Annotated in this window: 23 protein-coding genes; 22 read left to right on the top strand and 1 reads right to left on the bottom strand. The window is 48.2% G+C overall.

The features are described 5' to 3' along the window. Positions 1-167 precede the first annotated feature (167 nt). The 5 genes from ABEW34_RS11785 (at position 168) to ABEW34_RS11765 (ending at position 3,475) form a co-directional block, all read left to right on the top strand. Positions 168-1,406 (top strand): glycosyltransferase family 2 protein, encoded by a 1,239-nt coding sequence (locus tag ABEW34_RS11785; RefSeq protein WP_430158648.1) that lies wholly within the window; start codon positions 168-170, stop codon positions 1,404-1,406. A 381-nt stretch (positions 1,407-1,787) separates the two neighbouring features. Further along, the gene (gene infC / locus ABEW34_RS11780; protein WP_074904914.1) at positions 1,788-2,303 is read left to right on the top strand and encodes a translation initiation factor IF-3; all 516 of its coding nucleotides are present in this window, start codon (positions 1,788-1,790) and stop codon (positions 2,301-2,303) included. Between the two features lie 20 nt (positions 2,304-2,323). Next, positions 2,324-2,524 (top strand): 50S ribosomal protein L35, encoded by a 201-nt coding sequence (gene rpmI, locus ABEW34_RS11775; protein WP_046232963.1) that lies wholly within the window; start codon positions 2,324-2,326, stop codon positions 2,522-2,524. Between the two features lie 50 nt (positions 2,525-2,574). After that, positions 2,575-2,934 carry a 50S ribosomal protein L20 gene (gene rplT, locus ABEW34_RS11770; RefSeq protein ID WP_046232964.1) on the top strand — a complete coding sequence of 120 codons (360 nt, stop codon included), beginning with the start codon at positions 2,575-2,577 and terminating at the stop codon, positions 2,932-2,934. Positions 2,935-3,127: 193 nt separating this feature from the next. Beyond that, the gene (locus ABEW34_RS11765; protein WP_341278938.1) at positions 3,128-3,475 is read left to right on the top strand and encodes a hypothetical protein; all 348 of its coding nucleotides are present in this window, start codon (positions 3,128-3,130) and stop codon (positions 3,473-3,475) included. Between the two features lie 40 nt (positions 3,476-3,515). On the opposite strand, the gene ABEW34_RS11760 is transcribed toward ABEW34_RS11765, so the two are convergent. Further along, the gene (locus ABEW34_RS11760; RefSeq protein ID WP_430158644.1) at positions 3,516-3,962 is read right to left on the bottom strand and encodes a GNAT family N-acetyltransferase; all 447 of its coding nucleotides are present in this window, start codon (positions 3,960-3,962) and stop codon (positions 3,516-3,518) included. Positions 3,963-4,571: 609 nt separating this feature from the next. Between ABEW34_RS11760 and ilvB the strand changes: the two genes are divergently transcribed. The 17 genes from ilvB to ABEW34_RS11675 all read left to right on the top strand — a co-directional run bounded on the left by ilvB (position 4,572) and on the right by ABEW34_RS11675 (position 25,432). After that, complete coding sequence (gene ilvB / locus ABEW34_RS11755; protein WP_430158642.1) at positions 4,572-6,317, top strand: biosynthetic-type acetolactate synthase large subunit; 1,746 nt, start codon at positions 4,572-4,574, stop codon at positions 6,315-6,317. Next, positions 6,314-6,799, top strand: a complete 486-nt coding sequence (gene ilvN / locus ABEW34_RS11750) for an acetolactate synthase small subunit (RefSeq protein WP_056043157.1) — start codon at positions 6,314-6,316, stop codon at positions 6,797-6,799. Before ilvB ends, ilvN begins: the two co-directional genes overlap by 4 nt. A gap of 338 nt (positions 6,800-7,137) precedes the next feature. Continuing rightward, positions 7,138-8,130 (top strand): ketol-acid reductoisomerase, encoded by a 993-nt coding sequence (gene ilvC, locus ABEW34_RS11745; protein ID WP_099519227.1) that lies wholly within the window; start codon positions 7,138-7,140, stop codon positions 8,128-8,130. Positions 8,131-8,406: 276 nt separating this feature from the next. Next, entirely contained in the window at positions 8,407-9,951 is a 1,545-nt protein-coding gene (locus ABEW34_RS11740; RefSeq protein ID WP_430158638.1) for a 2-isopropylmalate synthase, read from the top strand. Positions 9,952-10,156: 205 nt separating this feature from the next. After that, positions 10,157-11,239, top strand: coding sequence for a 3-isopropylmalate dehydrogenase (gene leuB, locus ABEW34_RS11735; RefSeq protein ID WP_056043166.1), 1,083 nt, complete (start codon positions 10,157-10,159; stop codon positions 11,237-11,239). Between the two features lie 143 nt (positions 11,240-11,382). Further along, the gene (locus ABEW34_RS11730; RefSeq protein ID WP_056043169.1) at positions 11,383-11,928 is read left to right on the top strand and encodes a peroxiredoxin; all 546 of its coding nucleotides are present in this window, start codon (positions 11,383-11,385) and stop codon (positions 11,926-11,928) included. A gap of 172 nt (positions 11,929-12,100) precedes the next feature. Next, the gene (locus ABEW34_RS11725) at positions 12,101-12,517 is read left to right on the top strand and encodes a hypothetical protein (protein WP_430158635.1); all 417 of its coding nucleotides are present in this window, start codon (positions 12,101-12,103) and stop codon (positions 12,515-12,517) included. A gap of 123 nt (positions 12,518-12,640) precedes the next feature. Continuing rightward, on the top strand, positions 12,641-13,489 hold the full coding sequence (sigI, locus tag ABEW34_RS11720) for an RNA polymerase sigma factor SigI (protein ID WP_430158632.1): 849 nt from the start codon (positions 12,641-12,643) through the stop codon (positions 13,487-13,489). Then, positions 13,486-14,895, top strand: a complete 1,410-nt coding sequence (locus ABEW34_RS11715; RefSeq protein WP_430158630.1) for an anti-sigma factor domain-containing protein — start codon at positions 13,486-13,488, stop codon at positions 14,893-14,895. The genes sigI and ABEW34_RS11715 overlap by 4 nt, the downstream gene beginning before the upstream one ends. A 131-nt stretch (positions 14,896-15,026) precedes the next feature. Next, entirely contained in the window at positions 15,027-16,406 is a 1,380-nt protein-coding gene (locus ABEW34_RS11710; RefSeq protein WP_430158629.1) for an ATP-binding protein, read from the top strand. Positions 16,407-16,488: 82 nt separating this feature from the next. Continuing rightward, the gene (locus ABEW34_RS11705) at positions 16,489-18,006 is read left to right on the top strand and encodes a leucyl aminopeptidase (protein ID WP_430158824.1); all 1,518 of its coding nucleotides are present in this window, start codon (positions 16,489-16,491) and stop codon (positions 18,004-18,006) included. Positions 18,007-18,214: 208 nt separating this feature from the next. Further along, positions 18,215-19,570: an MFS transporter gene (locus ABEW34_RS11700; RefSeq protein WP_430158627.1), complete on the top strand. Its 1,356-nt coding sequence runs from the start codon at positions 18,215-18,217 to the stop codon at positions 19,568-19,570. A gap of 175 nt (positions 19,571-19,745) precedes the next feature. Further along, positions 19,746-21,578 carry a PAS domain S-box protein gene (locus tag ABEW34_RS11695; protein ID WP_430158625.1) on the top strand — a complete coding sequence of 611 codons (1,833 nt, stop codon included), beginning with the start codon at positions 19,746-19,748 and terminating at the stop codon, positions 21,576-21,578. Between the two features lie 209 nt (positions 21,579-21,787). Beyond that, entirely contained in the window at positions 21,788-22,804 is a 1,017-nt protein-coding gene (locus ABEW34_RS11690) for a helix-turn-helix domain-containing protein (protein ID WP_430158622.1), read from the top strand. 187 nt (positions 22,805-22,991) lie between these two features. After that, positions 22,992-23,786 (top strand): SDR family NAD(P)-dependent oxidoreductase, encoded by a 795-nt coding sequence (locus ABEW34_RS11685; protein ID WP_430158821.1) that lies wholly within the window; start codon positions 22,992-22,994, stop codon positions 23,784-23,786. A 210-nt stretch (positions 23,787-23,996) separates the two neighbouring features. After that, entirely contained in the window at positions 23,997-24,977 is a 981-nt protein-coding gene (locus tag ABEW34_RS11680) for an aldo/keto reductase (protein WP_430158619.1), read from the top strand. Positions 24,978-25,051: 74 nt separating this feature from the next. Then, positions 25,052-25,432 (top strand): MerR family transcriptional regulator, encoded by a 381-nt coding sequence (locus ABEW34_RS11675; protein ID WP_430158616.1) that lies wholly within the window; start codon positions 25,052-25,054, stop codon positions 25,430-25,432. The last annotated feature ends 4 nt before the right edge of the window (positions 25,433-25,436 follow it).

Raw genomic sequence — 25,436 nt, 5'->3', positions numbered from 1 at the left:
ACCAAGCAATGTGTGGAGAATCAAGTAAGGTCAGGGACGCTTTCAGAAAAGCGCCCGTAAACAAGAGAGATATAAAATAACCGCCTGAACGATGAACGCATGCTTGGTCGGCTGCGCCATTCAAAACGGCAAATCAAAAAAAGGGGTCTCAAGGGGGCAATACCTAAATGTTCAATTCGATTATGTTTGTTGTGCAAATTTTATTTGCAGTGCTTGGCCTGTATCAATTGTATCTGACGTTTTTTGGATGGCATCGCAAAAAAGAGGATTTGTCGCATAAGCCGCAAAAGTCCTTCGCGTTGCTAATCGCCGCTCATAACGAAGAGCAAGTAGTTGGAGCTTTAATCGAGAATTTGCAAAAAATGAAATACCCGCGCGAGCTGTACGATATCTTCGTCATCTGCGACAACTGCACCGACGGAACAGTCGATGTTGTGAAAAGCTACGATGGCGTATACGCCTGCGTTAGAGAAAATCCGAACCAACGCGGCAAAGGCTTCGCGGTGGAATGGATGCTTAAAGAGCTGTGGCAAATGCCGCGCAGCTATGATGGCGTTGCGATTTTTGATGCTGACAATCTCGTGGCAACGGACTTCCTGCAGTATATGAACAATGATCTGTGCAACGGCTTCCAGGTTGTACAAGGTTATCTGGATACGAAAAACCCGAATGACTCTTGGGTCAGCTCGGCTAACGCAATCAACTATTGGTTCTGTAACCGCCTATGGCAGCTGCCTCGTACGAACCTTGGGCTTGCAAACTTCCTCGGCGGTACGGGCATGGTGTTCGATTCCAAGCTGCTGCAGGAAATGGGCTGGGGAGCTACGAGCCTTGTCGAGGATTTGGAATTTACAGTCCGCTGCATTAAGCGGGGCATTTACCCGAAATTCAACTTTGAAGCTAAAGTATTCGACGAAAAACCGATTACGTTCCAAGCTTCTGCCCGCCAGCGCCTGCGCTGGATGCAAGGCCATTTTGATGTAACGCGCAAGCATATGCTGCCGCTGCTGTGGCAGGGCATCAAGGATCGCAGCTGGACGAAGATTGACGCTGCATTGTATGTTTTTAATGCTTACAATTATCTCGCGGGCTTCTGTATAGCCGCAATCGTCTGGGGCGACATCTTCCTGTCGGGAGGAGAGCGGGTAACGTCCGTTTACAATATGCTGCCGATCTGGGTATCCATCCCGTATATGCTTTACATTTTCATTCAAATTCCGTTGTCTATGTACTTGGCCAAAGTAAACTGGAAGCTGTACCTGCGCATTCCGACGTTTTTGCTTTTCACCCTGTCATGGTGGCCGATTACGGTTCATGCCTTCTTTACGCAAAACAACAAGAAGTGGAGCCATACGCAGCATACTCGCGTGATCCGCTTGGAGGAAGTACAGAGCAAGCAGCTTTAACAAGGGCTTTGTGAATAAGCTGCCGCGGCACCGACGGATCATTGTTCCAGCCTGTATGGTTCTTGAACAATGATTTCGTCTGCTTCGCTCGGTTATCCACATTTTGATTTAAAAAGTGTTGACACTGCTCTTTCGGCTGTGATATAGTAAGTCGGTAGTGTTTACGAAACAATTTATGAAATACTGTAACGCACAAGCAGAAGCACCCGCTTCTCACCTTTCGGCTCGCGCTGACCGGTTTGCGATAATCGACTAAGCTTATCTTTTGTGTCTCCTTGTGAGATGTAGGGAATAGCAGCAAACAACGGTTATGGGATGCGGGTTCAATTGAGCCTGTATCCCTTTTATTATGCAAGTATACTCTTTTGGAGGTGGCACGTTATTAGCAGAGAACATCAAATCAATGATGAAATCCGGGCCAGAGAAGTACGTTTAGTTGGTGCGGAAGGCGAGCAAATCGGTATTAAGCCCATTCGCGATGCCTTGCAAATGGCCATAGACTTAAACCTGGATCTGGTGAACGTAGCACCGACGGCTAAACCGCCGGTATGCCGGATTATGGATTACGGAAAATTCCGCTATGAGCAGCAAAAGAAAGAAAAAGAAGCTCGTAAAAACCAAAAGATCGTTGATCTTAAGGAAGTTTGGTTCCGTGCAAACATTGATGAGCACGATTATCAAACAAAATACCGCAATGTTGTGAAATTTTTGGGTGAAGGCGATAAAGTTAAAGCTTCTGTCCGGTTCCGCGGTCGTGAAATTGCGCACGCGTCGCTTGGTCAAAAGATCTTGGATCGTCTCGCTCAAGAGGTTGCCGAAATATGCAGCGTAGAACGCGCTCCTAAGCTGGAAGGCCGGAGCATGATTATGATTTTGGCACCAAAAAGCAACACTTAATTTAAGGGAGGATAATTGACATGCCTAAAATGAAAACACACAGCAGTCTGAAAGACCGTTTCAAAATTACGGGTACTGGTAAAGTAAAGCGTTATAAAGCTTACAAAAACCACTTGCTTTCCCACAAATCCGGACGCCAGAAGCGCGTTCTTGCTGGTCAACCACTGATGGCTGCTGGCGACGTTAAACGCCTGCAACAAGGTCTTAACAATCTTAAATAAGCACGTTTTGCAATAAATACTAATTAGAAACTTTCAGGAGGTCAATACTCATGGCAAGAGTTAAAGGCGGATTTGTCCGCACTCGTCGTCGCAAAAGAATTTTGAAACTGGCAAAAGGTTATTTCGGTTCGAAGCATCGCCTGTTTAAAACAGCGAAGGAGCAAGTAGGCAAGTCCTTGATGTATGCTTACCGCGACCGTCGCAACAAAAAACGTGACATCCGTAGACTGTGGATCGTTCGTATCAATGCAGCAGCTCGTATCAACGGACTGTCGTACAGCAAATTCATGTACGGTTTGAAGCTTGCTGGCGTTGAAGTAAACCGCAAAATCCTTGCTGACCTGGCTGTTAACGATATTGCTTCGTTCAACTCCCTTGCTGGCGTGGCTAAACAAAAAATCAACGCTTAGTAACTAAAGGCGTTATAGATGAGGCTGTCCCTTAGGGGGCAGCCTCATTATGATTTATAAAGCTTATTCGTTCCTTGCTTCGATTGAAGGAGTTTACAATAAAGCGTCCAATTCCGGCGGGAGAGGACAAACAAACAGGCGGCTGCTTCTTTCCTGAATACACTAAAGAACAACGGGAAAGGAGGGATTTTGCATGGGTAACATTACCAAAGAGCAGGCGCGTAAGCTCGCGGGCAAATCCATCTATGCAGTGCGCAAGGACGGCTCTGTCGTCACGGGCAAGCTCGTTCGCATCCAGGGCAACAAGCTGACGCTTGCGCCAATTGGCAAAGACAAGGGCAAGTCGGTTAAAACAAAGGCACTGCTGCCTCTAGTTTTGTTTGATTTGCTGGCAATCGGCACACTTCCATTCTTCGGAGCAGGCTTTGGCGGCGGCTACGGTGGAGGATATGGCGGTGGTTACGGAGGCGGCTATGGTGGAGGCTACGGCGGCGGCCAATGCTGTCCGAACCAAGGCTACAACTATGGCGGCTACTACTAAGTATTTAGTGGAAGAGGGCTGCTGGTTTCAGAATTAAGCATTAAGCAAGCCCTTTGATCATTTCGTAGCAGCGAAGCTCGGGATAATATCGAATGGTCTGATATCCGAGCTTCGTATAAAAATGGCGGGCCTTGTCGTTGATTTGATCGACGAACAGACGGCCCATCGTACAGGAAGCTGCCAAGCCATGAGCTTCGGCTGCTGCCATCAGCTTTGTGCCGCAATGGCGGTTGCGGTGCTGGGGGTGTACGGCAAGCATGGAAAACATCAGAATGTCGCCTATCGTTTCAAAATGGATAAAGCCATAAGGCGTCGTTGTTTTGCCTGCTGCCGCAACATAGGTTACGCCGCGGCGAAGGCGCTGGGGCAGCTCGCGTATGACAGTGGCATCATGTTGATGAGTCGTCCATGATAGTGGCATAAGCTCTGACTTGATGAGCCTGATGATTTCATCATCGTCGGTGCGGGCGTTGCGCTCTCGTATCATTAGGATCATTCCTGACTGCATGAGTTTGCCGAATACTGGCTATTCTAATATATGAAGCGGGGCTTTGCCACGCGCCCTATTTTTGCTAAAATGCTGTTACGGTTTCTTCTTGAAATATAAGAATTTATAAGTTTTCCCCTTATAAATAGGCTTATATTTCTCCGACAAAGCTCTCCGGTCGTCCCAGATGGACGACGAAGTCGTTTTTGCTTGACTAACGAATGATGTCAGCTTATAATAAAGAAAGTCTTATTCAAACATATGTCATCAGCAATGATGAGGACGAAGTGTTAAGGGCTCTTTTGTTCAGAGAGCGGATGGATCAGCTGCAACCATCGCCAAAACCCCTTTTCTACGAGCTCACCTCGGAGCTGTTTTCCTGAAAAGCACGTCAAGTGGTTATTAGGGAAAATCGCAGGGCACGCGTTACAGTGCTAAAGGTATGGACGGTCAGTGCGCACACGTTCTTACCTGTGGAGGTTATACATCGCAAGATGTGTAACGAATTTGGGTGGTACCACGGAAGTTAAACCTTTCGTCCCTCGATGCTTCTTCTAGAAGCAGGAGGAGCGAAAGGTTTTTTTGTTGTTTTCGAGAGGAGGATGACCGATGGTCACGCAAAATGCAACACTGAAGTCAAAAGAAGAATTAATGGAGAAGCTGAGGCAGCCAGAAGTAATTACGGGTTCCGAAATTTTACTTCGCAGCTTGGTGCTGGAAGGCGTCGATTGCGTATTCGGGTATCCGGGTGGCGCAGTGTTGTACATTTACGATGCGATGCACGGTTTCTCTGATTTCAACCACGTGCTTACCCGCCATGAGCAAGGCGCAATTCACGCAGCCGATGGTTATGCTCGCGCAAGCGGCAAAGTAGGGGTTTGTATTGCAACCTCCGGCCCTGGTGCGACCAACCTGGTAACGGGTATTGCTACCGCTTATATGGATTCGGTTCCGCTCGTTGTCATCACCGGTAATGTCATCTCGAGCCTGATTGGAACCGATGCGTTCCAGGAAGCTGATATTACAGGCATTACAATGCCAATTACGAAGCACAGCTATCTGGTACGGGATGTCAATGATTTGGCGCGTACGATTCATGAAGCTTTCCATATTGCTAATACAGGACGCAAAGGACCTGTTCTAATTGATATACCGAAAGACATTTCCGCTAACAAGGCGCTGTTCAAGCCGGTAACGGAAGTCAGCATTCGCGGTTATAGCCCAACTGTATCGCCGAATAAGCTGCAGGTGGACAAAATGCTTAAAGCGATCACGGAAGCGGAGCGTCCGCTTATCCTTGCAGGAGGCGGCGTTATTTACTCCGGCGCGCATGAAGAGCTGCATGAATTCGTGAAGAAAACCGATATTCCGATTACGACAACGCTTCTCGGTCTTGGGGCATTCCCAAGCGGAGAAGACTTGTTCCTCGGCATGCCGGGTATGCATGGCACGTATACAGCGAACAAATCGATTCAGAAGGCAGATTTGCTGATCAATATCGGCGCGCGTTTTGATGACCGAGTAACGGGCAAGCTGTCTGGCTTTGCACCGCATGCGAAAATCATTCATATCGATATCGACCCTGCCGAAATCGGCAAAAACGTGCCAACTGACATTCCGATTGTAGGCGATGTGAAGACGGTGCTGCAAATTGCGAATTTGCAAGCCAAGCGTGCAGATAAAGCAGATGCATGGCGTGCGGAGCTGCTGGCTTCGAAAGCGCAATATCCTTTCAGATACAAGGATTCGGAAGATGAGCTGAAGCCGCAATGGGTCGTGGAAATGCTGCATGAGACGACGAATGGCGATGCTATTGTAACGACGGACGTTGGCCAGCATCAAATGTGGGCAGCGCAGTTCTACAAGTTCAACAAGCCGCGCTCATGGGTAACCTCTGGCGGCCTTGGAACGATGGGCTTTGGTTTCCCATCAGCAATCGGCGCTCAAATGGCGAACCCTGACCGCCTTGTTATTTCAATCAACGGCGATGGCGGCATGCAGATGTGTGCGCAGGAGTTGGCGATTTGTGCAATCAACAACATTCCGGTCAAGGTTGTTATTTTGAACAATCAGGTACTGGGAATGGTGCGTCAGTGGCAGGAGCTGATTTACGATAATCGCTACAGCCACATTGACCTTTCGGGCAGCCCGGACTTTGTGAAGCTGGCGGAAGCATATGGTGTGAAAGGCTTCCGCGCGACGAACAAGGAAGAAGCAAAAGCAGTATGGGAAGAGGCGCTGCTTCACCCTGGTCCTGCAGTTGTGGAGTTTGTCGTTCGCAAAGAAGAAAATGTATACCCGATGGTCGCACAAGGTAGCACGATCGACGAAATGATCATGGGGGATGCGGAATGAAGAAACATACAATCGCAGTAATCGTTAACGACCAGCCTGGCGTTTTGCAGCGTGTGTCCGGTTTGTTCGGCCGCCGCGGCTTCAATATTGAGAGCATCACAGTGGGAACGAGCGAAGAGGTTGGCCTGTCCCGCATGGTCATCGTTACAACGGGCGATGAGCAGACGCTTGAGCAAATTACGAAGCAGCTTTATAAGCTTATTGATGTAATCAAAGTCATTCATCTTAGCTCGAACCCTATTGTTGCCCGCGAGCTGGCGCTTATTAAAGTAAGCGCCGAGCCAGCGGTTCGTCCGGAAATTTTCGGCGTAGTCGAAACTTTCCGCGCCGCAGTGGTGGACATCGGCACTCATTCCGTTATGGTACAGGTTGTTGGCGATACCGAGAAAATCGACGCAATGGTTGAATTGCTGACGCCCTACGGTATTCGCGAGCTGTCCCGTACCGGTGTAACGGCACTGAACCGCGGCAACAGCCGCTGACGTTCGATCGCAAGCTTTTTTTGAATTCTAAGAAAGTATAAGTTTCATCCTTATATCCGCTTAGAATTCTAGGGCAAAGCTCTTCGCACGTTCCAGAAGGACGACGAAGTCGTTTTTGCTTGAAATATAGGAAAGGATATGATTTCGTCATACTTTCTCTATATTTCTCGGACTGAAACGCGCCGCGCCGCCAAAGGACGGCGACAGCCGTCTCACCTTGAAAATATGGATTTACCCCGCTTTGAGCGGGAGTTTAAGCGGAGAACCGCGGCTATTCGCGTCATTCTCTACTTAAACACCCGTTCAAAAGGGTCAAAATAAAGGAGGCAATTATTCACATGGCAGTTACATTGTATTATGAAAAAGACGCTGATCAAAGCGTACTTCAAGGTAAAACGATCGCAGTAATCGGTTACGGAAGCCAAGGTCACGCACAAGCGCAAAACCTTCGCGACAGCGGACTTAAAGTTATCATCGGTCTTCGCCCTGGTAAATCCGCAGACGCAGCAAAAAAAGACGGCTTCGAAGTATTGACCGTTGCTGAAGCAACTAAAGTAGCAGACGTTGTTCAAATCCTGCTGCCTGACGAAACACAAGCACAAGTATACAACGAGGAAATCGCACCGAACCTGAAAAAAGGCGCGGCGCTGATGTTCTCCCACGGCTTCAACATTCACTTTGGCCAAATCAAGCCAAGCAAAGATACAGACGTATTCCTGGTTGCTCCTAAATCGCCAGGCCACATGGTTCGCCGTACGTATGAAGAGGGCTTTGGCGTACCGGGCTTGATCGCAATCGAGCAGGATGCTTCCGGCAACGCAAAAGCAATCGGTCTTGCTTATGCTAAAGGCATCGGCTGTACTCGTGCAGGTGTTATCGAAACCACTTTCAAAGAAGAAACAGAAACCGATCTTTTCGGTGAGCAAGCTGTTCTTTGCGGCGGCGCTTCCGCGCTTGTACAAGCTGGTTTTGAAACGCTTGTTGAAGCTGGCTACGCTCCAGAAATGGCTTACTTCGAGTGCTTACACGAGCTGAAGCTGATCGTTGACATGATGTACGAAGGCGGCATCTCCTCGATGCGCGATTCTATCTCCAACACAGCTGAATACGGTGACTATGTAACAGGTCCTCGCATTGTAACAGCTGAAACGAAAAAAGAAATGAAACGCGTATTGGAAGATATCCAATCCGGCCGTTTTGCTCGCGATTTCATCCTGGAAAACAAATCAGGACAAGCAATGATGAACGCTACTCGCCGCAACGAGGCAGCTCATCCAATCGAGCAAACAGGCAAACAGCTTCGTGAGCTTATGCACTGGATCAAGAAGTAATATTTTTTAAAATATAAGCATTTATAAGTTTCACCCTTATCCTCAGGCTTATATTTCTCGGACTGAAACGCGCCACACCGCCAAAGGACGGCGAAAGCCGTTTCACCTTGACTCGGGCGTATCTTCAAATAGGCGTTTAACCTTGCGGAGATGCGCCCCCATAGCATGAAGCGATGAAGAAATAATCCCGGTTCACCGGCGGAGGAGCTGCGCGCAGGCGCAGTTTCAAGCTGTCCGTGCGTACCGGGATCATTCTGTTCCCGGAGGTGCAAGGAAATGCGTAAAATTTATATTTTTGACACAACATTGCGTGATGGGGAGCAGTCTCCAGGCGTCAACCTGAACACGAAGGAAAAGGTGGAAATTGCGCTCCAACTGGAGAAGCTGGGTGTTGATCGGATTGAAGCTGGTTTTCCTGCAGCATCTCCCGGCGATTTGGCAGCAGTTAATGCGGTAGCGACAGCTATCAAAAATGCAACGATTATCGGCCTGTCGCGCTCGCGCGAGCAGGATATTGACGCGGTGCGTGAAGCGCTTAAAGGCGCGCAGGACCCGTGCATCCATCTATTCCTGGCGACAAGCCCGATTCACCGCAAGCACAAGCTGCGGATGGAGAAGGAGCAAGTGCTGGAAACAGCAGAGCGCGCTATTCGTTATGCGAAGAAATATTTTGATAAAGTCGAATTCTCGCCTGAAGATGCTGGGCGCACAGAGCTTGATTTCCTTTGCGAAGTAACGGATATGGCGATTCGCGCGGGAGCGACAGTCGTTAATATTCCGGATACCGTCGGTTATTTGAATCCGCAGGAATTCGGCAACATCTTCAAAACGCTGAAGCAAAACGTTCCGAATATCGAGACGATCCAGCTCAGCGCGCATTGCCATGATGATTTGGGCATGGCAACAGCCAATGCGCTGTCTGCTATACTTAATGGCGCCGATCAAGTAGAGGGTACGATTAATGGTATCGGCGAACGCGCCGGAAATACCGCAATTGAGGAAATTGCCCTCGCGCTTGCAACGCGTGCCGATTATTTTGGCGCGACGACGACGCTGAACCTGAAAGAAATTGCCAAGACGAGCCGCTTGGTGAGCAAGCTTACGGGCATGGTTGTACCAGGCAACAAAGCGATTGTAGGCGCGAATGCCTTCGCGCATGAGTCCGGCATTCATCAGGACGGCATGCTCAAGGAAAAAACGACGTATGAAATCATTTCGCCGGATACAATCGGTCTAAGAGAGTCTTCGCTCGTACTTGGCAAGCACTCCGGCCGTCACGCATTCCGCGAGAAGCTGATCGATATGGGCTATGAGCTGGAAGAAGAAGCGGTTAACGTGGCCTTCGCCAAGTTCAAGAACCTGGCTGACCGCAAAAAGAATGTCACCGACGAAGATATTCGTGCCTTTCTGGAAGAAAAGCTCGTGGACACGCCGGAAGTATTTACACTTGAGACGATTCAAGTGAGCTACGGCAATCAATCGACGCCTAGCGCTTCGGTTATTATCCGCCAAGCGGATGGAAGCGTTAGCGAGGGAACAGCGGAGGGCAATGGCTCGGTTGACGCGATTTACAATGCGATCGATAAAGTGACTGCTGAAGCTGTAGAGCTTGAGGATTATTCGATCAAATCGGTATCCCAAGGCAAGGATGCGCTTGGCGAGGTGCATGTTGTACTGAACCAAAATGAAGTATCTGCGCAGGGCCGCGGCCTGAGCACGGATATTTTGGAAGCGAGTGCACGTGCCTACATCGACGCGCTCAACCGCCTCATTGAGAAACGCAAATCGCCTGGCCGTCGCGATAAAATGAGCTTGATTTAGTTAGCTTAGGGGGAGCGAAAGCTCCTCCTTTATTTAAAAATATAGGTTTTTGCAATGCGCCATATGCGTGTCCAATAGCCTTTATAAGCATTGCCTATAAAGACCATAGATTTTATATCTTTGTTTTCAGCTCTGAAATATGGTACAAATGATAACAGAATGAGAATAGCTCTTTCGAGCTCAAAATAAGGAGTGTTACACAACAATGTCAGAAGTTAAAAAAATTGCTGTAGTTGCTGGCGACGGTATTGGTCCAGAGGTCGTAGGCGAAGCGCTTAAAGTATTGAAAAAAGTAGAAGAGCTTTATGGCTATCAGTTCGAAACCGAGCACGGCCTGTTCGGCGGTATTGCGATTGATCAAAAAGGAACGCCATTGCCGCAAGAGACGCTTGATCTTTGTAAAAATGCTGACGCTGTATTGCTCGGCGCTGTTGGCGGCCCGAAATGGGACAACAACTCGAAGGAGCTTCGTCCTGAGACTGGCCTTCTTGGTATTCGCAAAGCGCTGGGCCTGTTCTCCAACATTCGTCCGGCAACTGTATTTGACTGCTTGAAGGAAGCTTCTACGCTAAAACCAGAAGTATTGGAAGGCACTGATCTGATCGTAGTGCGCGAGCTGACAGGCGGCATCTACTTTGGCGAGAAATTCCGTCGTGAAGGTGCTGGCGGCGAAGAAGCGGTTGATACTTGCGTATACAATGTACAAGAAATCGAGCGTATCGTTCGCCAAGCGTTTGATATTGCGATGACTCGCAGCAAGCGTCTGGCTTCCGTTGATAAAGCAAACGTGCTGGAAACTTCCCGTCTGTGGCGCGAAGTCGTTAACCGGATTGCTCCTGAATACCCAGAGGTTGAGCTGGAGCATGTGCTTGTAGACAACTGCGCGATGCAATTGCTGCGCCGTCCATCGAGCTTTGACGTTATCGTGACGGAAAATATGTTTGGCGATATTTTGAGTGATGAAGCAGCGATGCTAACGGGCTCCATCGGCATGCTTTCCTCCGCTTCGCTGGGCGAAGGCAGCTTCGGCCTTTACGAGCCGGTACACGGTTCCGCACCTGACATTGCTGGACAAGGCATCTCGAACCCGATCGCAACGATTCTTTCGGTTGCCTTGATGTTCCGTCTGACTTTCGGCTATCACGATGCAGCGCAAGCGATCGAGGATGCTGTTAAAGAAGTGCTGGATGCAGGACACCGTACAGGCGATATCGCGGTCGACAAGAGCAAAGCTATCGGCACATCGGCCATGGGCGATTTGATCATTGCAGCGCTGAAAAAAGCTTAATTGTAATAATTATAAAAAAATATTGAATACAATCTTGACTTCAATATAATCTAGTGATAATATTTATCAATAGATAGCGCTAGTCACCGATGTTCACGCATCGATACATGCTCATCATTAAAACTCAAGGAGGATTTCAAATTATGGCAGAACGTTTGGTAGGTTACCCCGCTCCAGATTTCACAGCAGAAACAGCAATCGGTGATGGTTCCGGTTTCGGTAAAGCATCCCTTGCAGACTACAAAGGCAAATGGTTGGTATTGTTCTTCTACCCACTTGACTTCACTTTTGTTTGCCCAACTGAAATTACAGCTTTGAGCCTTGCTGCTGATGAGTTCAAGAAGCTTAACACTGAAATTCTTGGTGTGAGCGTAGACAGCCAGCACAGTCACAAAGCATGGATTAATACATCCGTTAACGATAATGGTCTTGGCAAGCTTGAGTTCCCACTTGCTGCTGATATTACGAAGAAAATCGCTAAAGATTATGGCGTTCTGATTGAAGAAGAAGGTATCGCGCTTCGCGGTTTGTTCATCATCGATCCAGAAGGCGAAGTGAAATACCAAGTCGTTAACCATAACGATGTTGGCCGCAGCGTAGACGAAACGCTTCGCGTATTGCAAGCTTTGCAATCCGGCGGACTTTGCCCAATGAACTGGAAGCCAGGTCAGCAAACGCTGTCTGTTTAATCCAAATTTGCTTCTCTTTAGCAGAAGCTATGACAAAAAGCCCATGCCAAATATTGGCATGGGCCTTTCTGTTTCGTAAAAAGCAGGAATTGTACGTGTGTAAAGCGAATAAGTTTATGTCAAACGAAACGTGCTTGCTGCGAACTGGCAACAGCTAAGGAGGTCGTCGTCGATGAGTTTTTGTTGTGGAGCTAGTATGATTGGTACCAAAGGGACATTAAAGCATTTTCGGACACATATCCATAACGTGCCTATTCTGTTCTGCCCGGTATGCAACCGTGTGGAGATTCACCACTTGGTAGAAAATGAGTATGAAATATTGGCTGAATACGCACATGGAGACGGCGCCGCTGAGGTTGATTTTCAGGAGTATGTGGAGCAAGAAGGCAAGGAACTGCGGGAAAATTGCGTAAATCATGAAAGTGAAGATCCGATGGATGTCGTACTGAGTCAAATTGACATATCACTTGATTTGCTCAGCTTTGCGAACCAAATTGACGACATCGCATGGCAAGGTGAATTAAAGAAGCGTCTGGTTATTTTAAGCAGCCGGCGCAATAAGCTTAAAGAGCGGCGAACATCTGTCTAAAATGAATCATTTTATGAAATGTGGCCTCCGTTCGGGGGCCTTTTCATTTTTCTCATAAATTTCGGGGCCTACCCCCTCAAGCGAGACAGATTGACCGAAACCTATGAATGAGAGGTGGAACGGTTGCTACTTGTATTATTCAAGCGTTTCTTGCGGAAAACCGTGCCCACCGACACCGTAGAAACGAACGCGAAGGAATCATTATTAAAAAATAAGAAATCAATGCAATCCCTGACGCCGGAGCAGACGGTTCAGCAAATTCAGCAAGGAGACGAGCTGCTGCGGGAGCGGTTCATTGCAAGCTATAAGCCATACATTGCAAAAGTGACAAGCCGCTTCTGTAAACGTTATGTCAATGCGGGCAGGGATGATGAATATAGCGTGGCCTTAATCGCCTTTAACGAGGCCATTAGCCAATTTTCGCCGGAATCCGGGAGATCGTTTCTTGGTTTTGCCGAGACGGTCATCAGACGCCGTCTAATTGACTATGTGCGCCGTGAGCAGCGTCATCTATCCTCGGTTCCTTATAGTACGTTCGAGCGTTTAGACGATGAGGAGCAGCTTTACAATCCTGTTGAGATGAAGCAGGCGCTGGCTGCATATGAATTGAACAGTACGGCGGATGATCGCCGGCTGGAGATGGGCGAATTTAATCAGGAGCTGCTGAAATATGGCATATCGTTCGCTGAGCTAGTCGATGCGTCACCTAAGCATGCGGATTCACGCCGAATGCTGATGCGAACAGCAGCGATATTAGCGGAGGATGCGGCGATGTTTGGTCAATTAAAGCTGACAGGCAAGCTGCCAGTCAAAGCATTGACGGAGGCGAGCGGCTTGTCCCGCAAGACGATTGAACGCAATCGTAAATATATGATTGCTATTGCATGTATTTTACGGGGCACGTACCCGTTTTTGAAAGATTACCTGGACCTGGATGATTGGCAGCGAGAAGCGAGCAAGGAGGCAGAATGATGAACCGTGGCGTCGTAATGCAGATACAAAAAAATAGGGCAATTGTGCTGACGGCGGATGGCAGATTCATCAATTCCGTGCTTCCTCGCAACGTTAAAGTTGGCGATGAAATTGTGATTCAGCAGGAGGAGAGAGCTAGGCGCAGGAGGCCAAAAGCGCTGCTGTGGAGAACAGGAGTGGCTGCGGCTATCGTACTGCTTATTTTACCTGTGCTGCTGTATGTTCAGAGCGGCAAGCATCCAGTAGTCGCTTATTTCAGCATGGACATCAATCCAAGCATTGAAATCGGCATTGACAGCCGTGAGCAGGTGCAGGAGCTGCATGCGTTCAATGAGGCGGGCAAGCAGGTCATCGCTGGAGTGTCCTACAAAAATAAATCGCTTGCGCTGGTCACATCGGCTATTATGCAAAAAATTGCGGGCATGCACTATTTTGACGATAAGGTGCAGGATATTGTGGTGACGAGCGTAGTTGTTGGCGGTGATGACCCGCAGATGGACGTATTATTTTCGACTAAGCTTAATAAGGCTTTGACAGATATGGTAGCGGATGGGCATATGCAGGCGGCTGTAGAAATTATGACGCTGTCTGCGCCGATAGAACTGCGGGATGCGGCGGAGGCGTACGGCCTGTCCTCGGGCAAGATGGCGGTTTATTTGATGGCTAAGGATGAAGGTTACGAACTTGAGCTGGAAAACTTCCAGCAGCATTCCATCAGCATGATAACCGAGCCGCTTGGCGGAGTGAAAACGATTATGAAGCATGCCGATCAAACGACCAAAGAAAGCCTGAGAAGCTTGCTTGAGGCGGAAACAAAGCAAGAAGCTGTGCAATCCTCCGCGCTGGTTGTGGACAATACGCCTGTTAAGCCCGCAGCATCTCCGACTCCTGCGCCTGTTCTTATAAGCACAGTGACGAATGGTGCGGCTTCTTCGAAGCCTGATGAGACGGTATCGACGAAGCCTAAATCAACTACTGAGGCGACTGTCCAAGAGACGCCAGCCAAACAGGAGGATAACGGAAAGAGCGGGCATCACGGCAAGGACAAAGATAAAGACAAAGATAAAGACAAAGACAAGAACAAGGATAAGAACAAAGACAAGAACAAAGACAAGAACAAAGACAAGAACAAGCATAAAAACGGACATGAAAATAACGGTAAGCAAGCAAATAACCAGGGAAACAAAGACAAAAATAAAGACGGAAACAGTGATAATAATAAAAAAGATGGCAGAAACAATAGCCATAAAGATGGTAAAGAAAAGGATTCGGGCAAAAATAAAGATAAAAGTAACGGGGGGAAGGCTGGCGCTAAAAATAAATGGAAGAACAATTGGGACGGTCAGCTCCATTTTAACTATCGAACAAACGTGGAAAATACATACAGCTGGCAGCGGTCAGCTTAGATTCGCCCAATTCGTTGTAAAAATACCATTTTTCGACAAATATTCTCATTGACATGAAGGACATCCAAAATCTATGATGAGTATAGCTTGAATTAGCGTTGTCCATTGATGCTGCCGGGGGGGAGTAGAGGATGCAGATGATGCGAAAGCGTTATTTCCCGGCACTTGCCGAATACATACGAAGTGATAAGGAAAGTTCTCTTTATCAAGCAGCAGAGCTAGGCAAAGAATTAACGGGAATCCAACTTGATGATGTCATTGCGATCCATGAGGATTGCATGCAAACATTAGTATCGAATGTGGACTCGGAAGAGGCAGTCAAATTGTACAATCGTTCGTTCATTTTTTTAATCGAATTTATGGTGGCTTATCGTTTTCATTTGCTGGCGAATCAAACCAATGATCAGAAGTTTACGGAAATGAGGGAAATGCTGCTCCGTTCCAATCGTTCATTTGAAATGGTCAAAAATAAGTATGAAAATGTGCTGCAGCATATGGACAGCGGCATCGCATTGTTTGACAGTGAAGGCATTTTGTCATTCATTAATTTGCAAATGGCGAAGCACCTAGACATTCCCCGCAAAACGCTGGTAGGCTGCAATTTGCCTGAAATTTTGCGGCATCCGCAGCTAAGCCGGTATACCCGGAAAATGATTTTAAGGCTGTACAAGGAAATGCTGCTTCGGCGCATGCGGAATTATGAGTTTCAGGATAGGGATGGCAATCATTTACTCGTAACGGTCACCTACGGCGATCAGCTTGAAGGTGATTTTCTATTCAGCGTCAAAGATGTGTCGGAGTATAAGCAGATTGAACAAACGGCTTTACAAAATGACAAGCTAGCCATGCTTGGCCGAATTGCGGCTGCCATCGCACATGAAATTCGCAATCCGCTGACGTCGATACGCGGTTTTATCCAGCTGCTGCGCCCGTATTTGCTGCAAATGGGCAAGGAGGAATATGCCCGAATCATTTTAGCCGAAATTGATCGTGCTAATGATATTATTTACGAGTTTCTGAATTCGTCCAAGCCGTCAGCTCCATTAAAGAAAGCGTTTTCCATAAATTTACTACTTAAAGAAGTTGCGCTGCTTACAGAGAGCGAGGCGCTTATGCGCAATTGCCAGATCGAGCTGCAGCTCGAAGGGGATGAATATGCACTCATCGCTTCGATCGACATGAAGCAGATTAAGCAGGTCATTCTCAACATTGTGAAAAATTCACTCGATGCAGTAGCGGAGCGGGAAAGTGATGATATCGGCATTATTGAGCTGTCAACGAGAGCTGATGGCTCTTATGTGGAGATTACAATGAAGGATAATGGGAAGGGAATGGATAAGGCGACATTAGCTCGATTATTTGATCCTTTTTTTACGACAAAGGAAGAAGGGACAGGCCTTGGCTTATCCGTCAGTTATCGGATCATCCGCAATCATGGCGGCTCTATTCGCGTCGAAAGCGTCGTAGGAAGCGGCACCTCATTCATTATTTATTTGCCATTAGCGGAATAAATGATTAAAATCGGGGGATAGGCCCCCCGATTTTTTTTCATCTTTAGGGCGGGAGGTGCCAAAAGGAGAGGAATGATTGACCATGAGTACATTATTTACATATGGAACGCCAGGTGCTGAACCAATAGATGCAGTCGTTCGTTTCATTAGCCCGCGTGAGCTTAGCGAAGCTTCAGCCGAATGGCTGCTGCCGCAAATTGACCAGGCTATTCGCAGTCTGTTTCTCAAAGGGCTGTTCAAGGGAGAGGCGGAGCAGGCTCACGTCATTCAGACGCTCGGCTTGTATCCTGCTGCCGAGCACGTCATAGTGGTTGGCTATGAGGAGCAATCCGGCGCAGATGGCTTGCGTCTAGCGGCTGCAACAGCGGCCAAAGCCTTGAAGCGCATAAAGGCGCAGTCCGTGCATGTTGTGCTGCCGCTATCTGCGGTGGAGGCAGAAGGGCTTTCCCAGAAGCAAGCGGCTCAGGCGCTTACTGAAGGGCTGAAGCTGGCGGTGCATGACCGCCTGCCAGAGAAACGCGAAGCGAAGACGCGCTATGCGATCGGTAAAGTGTATTTCTCCATCGCAGGGACTCAAGCGCAAGGTGCTGCTCCTGATTCCAGCGAGCAATGGATTGCTGGAATTACACGCGGCGTTGCCTGTGCCGATGGCGTAATCAGCGCCCGTGATTTGACGAATATAGCGGGCAATAAGCTTGTGCCAGAAGGTCTGGCTACGTATGCCGAGGAGCTTGCCCGCCAGTATGATTTTGATATTGAAATTATTGATGAGTGGACAGCAGCCGAGCAGGGCATGGGCGGCTTGCTTGGTGTCGGTCAAGGCAGCATCAACCCGCCGCGTATGATTGTGCTGCATTATAAGGGTGCGCCAGGCGATCAAGCGGTTTGGGGCTTAATTGGCAAAGGCATCACCTTTGATACAGGCGGCATTTCGCTCAAGCGGGCGCCTGGCATGGAGGAGATGATAGCCGATATGGGCGGCGCAGCGGCAGTGCTTGGCGCAATGCAGGCGATTGGCGAGCTTAAGCCGGCGGTGAACATTATTGCGGTCATTCCATCGGCGGAAAATATGCCGTCGGATCGCGCACTGAAGCCGGGCGATGTCATTACGATGATGAACGGCCTGACGGTGGAAGTGGTGAATACGGATGCCGAAGGCAGGCTGGTGCTTGGCGACGGACTCACGACAGCCATTCGCCGCGGAGCAACGAAGCTGATTGATGTCGCGACGCTGACAGGAGCGGTGTCGGTAGCGCTCGGCTCGCAAGCGACGGGAGCGGTGACGAATCATGATGGACTCATGCAGCAGGTGCGTGAGGCATCTGAGCGTGCTGGAGAGCGAGTATGGCAGCTTCCGGCTTATCCGGAATACAAGAAGCAAATTCGGAGTGAAGCGGCAGATTTGAAAAACAGCGGCGGCCGGGAAGCGGGCACCATCACGGGCGGCTTGTTCATCGGCGCATTCGCTGAGGATCTGCCTTGGGTTCATCTCGATATTGCGGGCGTGTCGTTCCGCGAGTCGGCGAAGATGCTGGAGCCGAAAGGCGGCACAGGCGTTATGGTGCGTACACTTGTCGAGCTCATGTACGCAAAGGCGTAAAAACTAGGCTAGGCGGGTACCGACTGATAGATGGATAAGAAACGGGCTTAAACAAAGCAACGACCGCAGCAGAGGGCTATCCTCGGCTGCGGTCGTTGCTTCTCTTTTTCCATCTTTCTACATTCGAAAAAAATAAATAGCATAACCTACTACGTAAATGTTACTATATATAAAAAATAAAGCAGTGGATGAGGAGTTTTGAAGCAGCATGAATAACGGAGAAGCGGGCCTGAAAAAAGAAGGCCTGGTCATTTTAATACTTAGCTTTGCTTTAACGCTGGTCGTTATGAATACAATGATGTTTAATCTGGCGCTGCCGGATGTGGAGAAGCAATTTTCCCTCACAGCGATTGCGACCTCATGGATCGTAACCGGTTATTCCATTATGTTCGCGATTGCTTCGATTACGTACAGCAGGCTTTCCGATTTTATACCGATGAAGCTATTGTTTCTCATTGCCCTCTCTTCCCTTGGCGTGGCGTCGATTTTAGGATTTTTCAGCAATAGCTTTATACTGCTAATGGCTGCGCGTCTTATTCAAGCAACGGGAGCAGGAGCGATTGCCGCGCTTGGCATCGTGCTCGTTACACGGTTTATTCCCGCTGATCGCCGCGGCCGGGCGATGGCGCTTATTATGTCCGCAACCTCGTTAGGGCTCGGACTTGGTCCAGTTATCGGCGGTGTGATCGTTGAATATTTGGGCTGGCATTATTTATTTGCGGTTACGGCCATTATGATTTTGCTCATTCCTATGTTCTATAAAATGATTCCGGCCGAAAGCCGCAAAAGCGGCTCATTCGACGTAGCGGGCGCGCTGCTCATTGGCATCGGGACGACAGGCCTGCTGCTCGCTTTGACGAGCAGAAGCCTGATCGCCTTAATCGTTGGCGTGATTGCGGTGGCATTATTCTGGTGGAGAATTCACAAGGCGAAGGATCCATTCGTCCAGCCGGATTTGTTCCGCAATAAGCCTTACATGCTGCTCGGCATGCTGGGCGTTACTTCGTACATGAACAACTTTGCCGCGTTATTTCTCGTTCCACAGGTGCTCGCAGGCGTATATCATTTAACGCCTGCCCAGTCTGGCTTAATCGTATTTCCCGGTTCGCTGGCAACGATGGTTGCCTCAAGATATATTGGCAGTACCATTGACCGGCTTGGCAATCGATTCTTTATCCGTCTGGCTCCGGTTGGCCTATTAGCCGGATCGCTTGCGCTTGCTTTCAGCGCCGTACATTCGTATTGGGCAATTCTCATTATCTATATGCTGCTTAGTGTTAGTTTCTCTGCCTTAACGAGCAGCGTGTCTAATGAAATGTCAAGGCTGCTGCCGCAAAAGGAAATTGGAGCGGGAATGGGATTATTCCAGCTTGCGCAGTTTTTCAGTGGCGCATTGACTGCCGCCTTGATAGGCACCGCCATCGTATGGCAGGCACAGCTGGCAAAGTCAGAGGCGTTCAATCATATTTTATGGGGCATGTCCGTTATTGTGCTGGGCACGGTCGTCAGTTCGCTGCTATATACACGCAGCGTTACTCGCCAAGCTTCCCGCCAAGCAGCCTAATACATGTCGTAAAACCTGTCGTGGACTTCTAATTTTTTCATAAAATATCCATCGTATTACAGGGATGAATATATTTATTTTCCAATAAATCTGGATGCGCTAGCAGGGAAGTTAACAACCCATGTTGAATTTACAACTCATGAGGACGGAATAGGGCTGGAAGTGGAGGGTTCGGATGAGCGACTATGTAAGTGCGGACTTGTATCATACCTATATGAACTCCATTTGGGAAGAGACAACAGATGGTATTGTTATTGTCGATTTGCAGCGTATCGTGCTGGATGTCAATCCAGCTTTTGAGCAGATGTACGGCTGGACGAAGGAGGAGCTGGTAGGCAGGAAGCTCCCCGTCGGTCCCGCCCATCTGTATAAGGAGTTTGCTAGGCTATACGACCAGGTGATTGAGGGCAAGAAGGTAGCCGCAGCGGAATACCCAAAGCTGTGCAAGAACGGCAAGCATCTGCATGTGAGCATTACCTTATCCGCCGTTCGCGACAGCAGCGGCAAGACGACCGGAATCGTTGCCATTGAGCGGGATATTACAAAACGCAAGCAGACCGAGAAGGCACTTCGGGAGACGGAGCAGCTATACAGCCACCTGACTCAAAATGTGCTAGCCGGCGTTTTTGTGAGGCAGGATCGTAAAATCGTTTATATTAATTCGTATATGTCCTCTATGCTCGGCTACACGAGGGAGGAATTTGTTACGCTGCGCACCGCCGACTACATTGATGCGATTGAGCTGTTCACCATTAAGCGGCAGGTGGCGGAAATTTTGATCAAAAAGCGTGAGCCCCGCTATACCGTTACCGTTCGCGGCAAGAAGAAGGATGGCGGCTTCGTTTATTTGGAAGTCAATCTCTCGCTCATTATGTACAAAGGCAGAACGGCGATGCTAGGATCGGCCAAGGATGTGACCTCATCGGTTTCGCTTGAGCGTTCCTTGCGGGAAAGCGCCGAGACGTACCAGCGTGTCATGAAGCTGCTGCCCGAGCCGATTGTGCTAAGCGACCAAGGGAAAATTATTTACGCTAACAATTCGGCAATCAGGCTCGTTCGGGCCGATGACAAAAACGAAGTGATTGGGCATTCGGTATTTGAATATATTCATTCTGACTATCATGAGGATTCGCTTAGAAAAATGGAACTTATTATGTTCGAGGAGGAGCCGAGCCAGTTTGAGGAGCGGCAAATGATATGCAGGGATGGGCAGACGATAGATGTTGAAATGTCGAGCATCCGCATTAACAACTATATGGGCAAACGGGTTATTTTAACGGTAATCCGGGATTTGACCGATCGCAAGCGATCCGAGGATATGCTGGTGCGATCCGAGAAGCTGTCGGTTATTGGCCAGCTTGCGGCGGGCGTTGCCCATGAAATTCGCAATCCGCTAACGGCGCTCAAGGGTTTTACGCAATTGCTCAAAACCAAAAACGAAGGTTATGGCTCATATCTCGATATTATGTCCAACGAGCTGGATCGAATTAATTTAATCGTTAATGAATTTATGACTTTGGCGAAGCCGCATTTTACCAGATTCAACGATGAGAATTTGGTACATATTTTGCGCGGCGTTATTTCGGTGCTGGAAACACAGGCGATAATGACGAACGTGGATATTGAAACGCAGGTGGAAGACTGCTTAATGATCATTCATGCAGATGCCAATCAGCTCAAGCAGGTATTCATTAATGTCATCAAAAATGCGATCGAGGCAATGCCTGACGGCGGCCGCGTTACGATTGCGATTCGCTCAAACTTTCCTGATAGCGTTTGCTTGACGATTCGCGATGAGGGGATAGGAATGACCGATTCCATCATCAGGAAAATCGGGCAGCCCTTTATTACGACAAAAGAGAAAGGCACGGGCCTTGGGCTGATGATCAGCTCCAGAATTATCGAGGCCCATCATGGTACTCTACATATCGTTAGTCGGCATGGCGAAGGCACGGAAGTGCAAATTACGCTGCCGCTGGCTAAGCCTTTAATGACAGAAATAAATTAATTTTGCCCTGTTCCCTCATTCAACCTTCATCCCAGCAGCTTATCTATTTTAGAGTGAAAAGCCTTCAGTTTCGCGCCTACCGCGAAGTGCTGAAGGTTTTTATCTATATGTGAGCGAAATGGGCAAATTAGACTAATCAGACTTAAATGTTGTTAAATGTATTTAAGATAATAGGATAATAGGTAAGCAGCAAAAGGAGTGCCACATAGATGAAGCCTCATTTCGCAGACCGCATTAAAATCCCGCCTGGATTTTGGGAAGGATTGCGTCAACTAGGGATCGCCGCCCACGACGTAGCTCGCAAAGCACGATTGCCGCTCACCATTATTACTGAGCCAGTAGTCACGACCACCCAATATTTCGCGATTTGGCAGGCTTATTCCGATCTTATAGGTGAAACCGCCATAGGGATTATCAAGCTTGCGACCGTCTTTGACACAGCAAAGTATCCGCCGACTGTGTTAGCCACCTATCACGCTCGTGATTACCGTGACGCTCTGAACCGCATGGTCCGCTACAAACAGCTATGTCCCCCCGAAAGCTTACATATTACGGAGGAGGGCGAGCACTGTACAATCGAACTAGGATGGCTGAATACCGAACAACCTGGGCCTTCGATGCTGGTTGGTATTACGCTGGCCTTTCTTCTGGAGCTTGGGCGCCGGGGCACGGGCCAGCCTTTGACGGCGAAGTTCGTCGAATTTTCACAACCAATGGGCGATGTGCAAGCCCTTGAAGCTTATTTCGGATGCCCGATCCAGATGGGGGCAAAGGGCAACCGATTGACGCTGTATCAAAGAAATCTGGACCTCTCTTTTGTCTCATACAACGAAGAGCTGCTGGAAATTCTGACTCCTGCTTTGGACCGATCGCTCAATGACCAGCAGCGCAGCCGTTCAATGGCCGATACGGTCAAATGGATCATAAAACGCAGCCTCACAGGAGGGCGTATCGACATTCAGACAGTGGCGAAGGAACTAAGCATGAGCGATCGTACGCTGCAGCGACGGCTTACTGAAGAAAACACGAGCTTCAAGCATTTATTGGCACAAGCTAGACATGAGCAGGCACGAAAGTACTTGGCAAACCCCTTGCTCGATATTAAAGAAGTGGCTTTCTTGATTGGCTATGAGGACCAGAACTCGTTCTACCGCGCCTTTCGCCATTGGGAAGGAGATACGCCCTCCAATTGGCGCAAGAAACAGTTAGGTGCAAACTCGCTATAAGATGGACGGCAACGATGTACTGCGTTTTATGATTTGGCGTATGAAGCAAGACCTTTGGCGCAACAGGCTAGTTACTGAGCAAGCCGGACAAGGTAATATAATTACTATTCCGAGCAATAGACTGTTGTAAAAATGACGGCTAATAATTTTGCCAATACGTTAAGTAAATGAAACGGAGAAATGAATGATGGATATGGGATTAACCAATAAAACAGCTTTAGTTACAGGATCAACGAAAGGCATAGGCAAAGCCATTGCCAGGGAGCTTGCCCAAGAAGGCGTTCATGTCCTTATTAATGGACGAAATCATGATGAGGTAGAACGAACAGTACGCGAAATAAAGTCGGATTTTCCCGTTACCTCTCCTCAAAATGCTGCAGCTGATATTGTGGATAGTGGGCAAAGGGAAGCTTTATTTGAAAAATACCCCGAGGTTGATATTCTGGTTAATAATACGGGCATTTATGAAATCATGAAATATGAGGAGGTTGACGATGACGTATGGGAAAAATATTTCCGTACGAATGTTCTTGCCGCCAACAGCTTAACAAAATTTTATTTGCCTAAAATGTTGAAAAAGAATGATGGCCGCATTATTTTTATTGCGAGTGAAGAAGCCATGATGCCATCCGGACTAATGCCTCAGTATGGAATGACCAAATCCATGCTGTTATCCTTGGCAAAAAGCTTATCTAAATTAACGACAGGAACAGAGGTTACAGTCAATACAATCATGCCCGGGCCGACACTTTCTGAAAAAGTGCATCAAATCATCGAGGGTATATACCCTGATGAAGCTTTGACTTTTTCAGAAAAAGAGCAAAAATTTATGGCTGCAAACCTGCCTCAATCGGAAATACAGCGATTTATCAAGCCTGTTGAAATAGGCAGACTAGCTGCATTTGTTTGCAGTCCTTATGCATCCGCATTTAAAGGCTCTCCCATCCGTATGGATGGAGGTATGGTGCCGACTATTTTTTAATTTTGTTTGTTCTTTGTATTTAGCGCTCACTGCTAGCATTTGGGGCGGGATGTATTCGAGATGAATGAGCATTGAAAAAAAGTTGGTCGGCGTCATTTGCCGTTCAGCTTTTTTTATACATGTCATTTGATCGCTTGACTTGGAGTTAACTCCAGAGGGTAAACTACATTCGAAGGCAATCGTATTTAACTGAAAGCGAGGAACGAGCTAATGGAATATGTGAAACTTGGTAATACGGGCTTGGATGTATCTCGGCTTTGTCTTGGCTGTATGAGCTTTGGTGTAGCAGAACGGTGGGTTCATCCATGGGTGCTTGATGAAGAGCGCAGTCGTCCTATAATAAAAAAAGCGCTGGAGCTGGGAATTAATTTTTTTGATACAGCAAATGTGTATGCAGACGGAACAAGCGAGGAAATTGTTGGACGTGCTCTAAAGGATTATGCGAATCGTGATGAAATTGTGCTCGCAACAAAGGTGCATTTCCGCATGCATGAAGGGCCGAATGGTGCGGGGCTTTCCCGGAAAGCCATCATGAGTGAAATCGACAAGAGTCTTAAGCGATTGGGAACGGATTATGTAGATCTTTATCAAATTCATCGCTGGGATTATAATACCCCTATTGAAGAAACGATGGAAGCTTTGCATGATGTCGTGAAGGCCGGCAAAGCAAGATACATTGGCGCTTCCGCTATGTATGCATGGCAGTTCCAGAAGGCGCTGTATACAGCTGAGAAAAATGGATGGACCAAATTTGTGTCGATGCAAAATCATATGAATCTTATCTACCGTGAAGAGGAGCGAGAGATGCTGCCGCTTTGCAAGGAAGAAAAAATCGGTGTCATTCCTTACAGTCCGCTGGCATCAGGAAGATTGACGCGTGATTGGTCTGAAACGACGCACCGCTCCGAAACGGATCAAGTGCAGAAATCGAAATACGATGCGACTGCGGATACGGATCGAGTGATTGTAGAGCGCGTTGCAGCAATCGCTGAAAAACGTGGCGTTCCCCGCGCTCAAATCGCACTTGCCTGGGTAGCGCAGAAGGAAACGGTAACAGGCCCGATTGTCGGCGCTTCGAAAATATCCCATCTTGAGGATGCGGCAGCTGCGCTCTCCATTAAGCTAACATCTGAAGAAGTTGCGTCTCTGGAGGAGCCGTATGTACCTCATCCGGTAATTGGCGCCGTATAATAGGAAGATAGGACAAGAACGCCCTGACCATTTCCTTGGGCATTCTTTATTTTAAATGTGGTGGTGACACGAGCATGTTTATAGCAGAAGTAAGTGAAAAATATGATTTGTCACAGGATACGCTTCGCTACTATGAACGAATTGGGCTTATTCCGCGAGTGAACCGCAATAAAAGCGGGCTCAGAGACTACACGGAAGAAGATTGCCGGTGGGTTGAATTTGTTAAGTGTATGCGAGGCGTCGGTCTTCCCGTTGAGGTATTGATTGAGTACCTGGGGCTGTTTCAACAGGGTGATGAGACACAAGAGGCCAGAAAAGAGCTCCTTATCGAGCAGCGCAAGCTCCTTAGAGCAAGAATGGAAGATATGCATAAGGTGCTTGAACGCATGGATGATAAGATCGAAAGATACGAGCAGACCATTGTGAAAAAAGAAAAAACACTAGGGCGTGTCTGAGAAC

Source organism: Paenibacillus algorifonticola, from assembly GCF_050481745.1.
In the GTDB taxonomy this organism is placed as follows: Bacteria; Bacillota; Bacilli; order Paenibacillales; family Paenibacillaceae; genus Pristimantibacillus; species Pristimantibacillus algorifonticola_A.
Note: the sequence above shows the minus strand (reverse complement) of the source record. Positions and strands in the feature narration are given on the sequence as shown.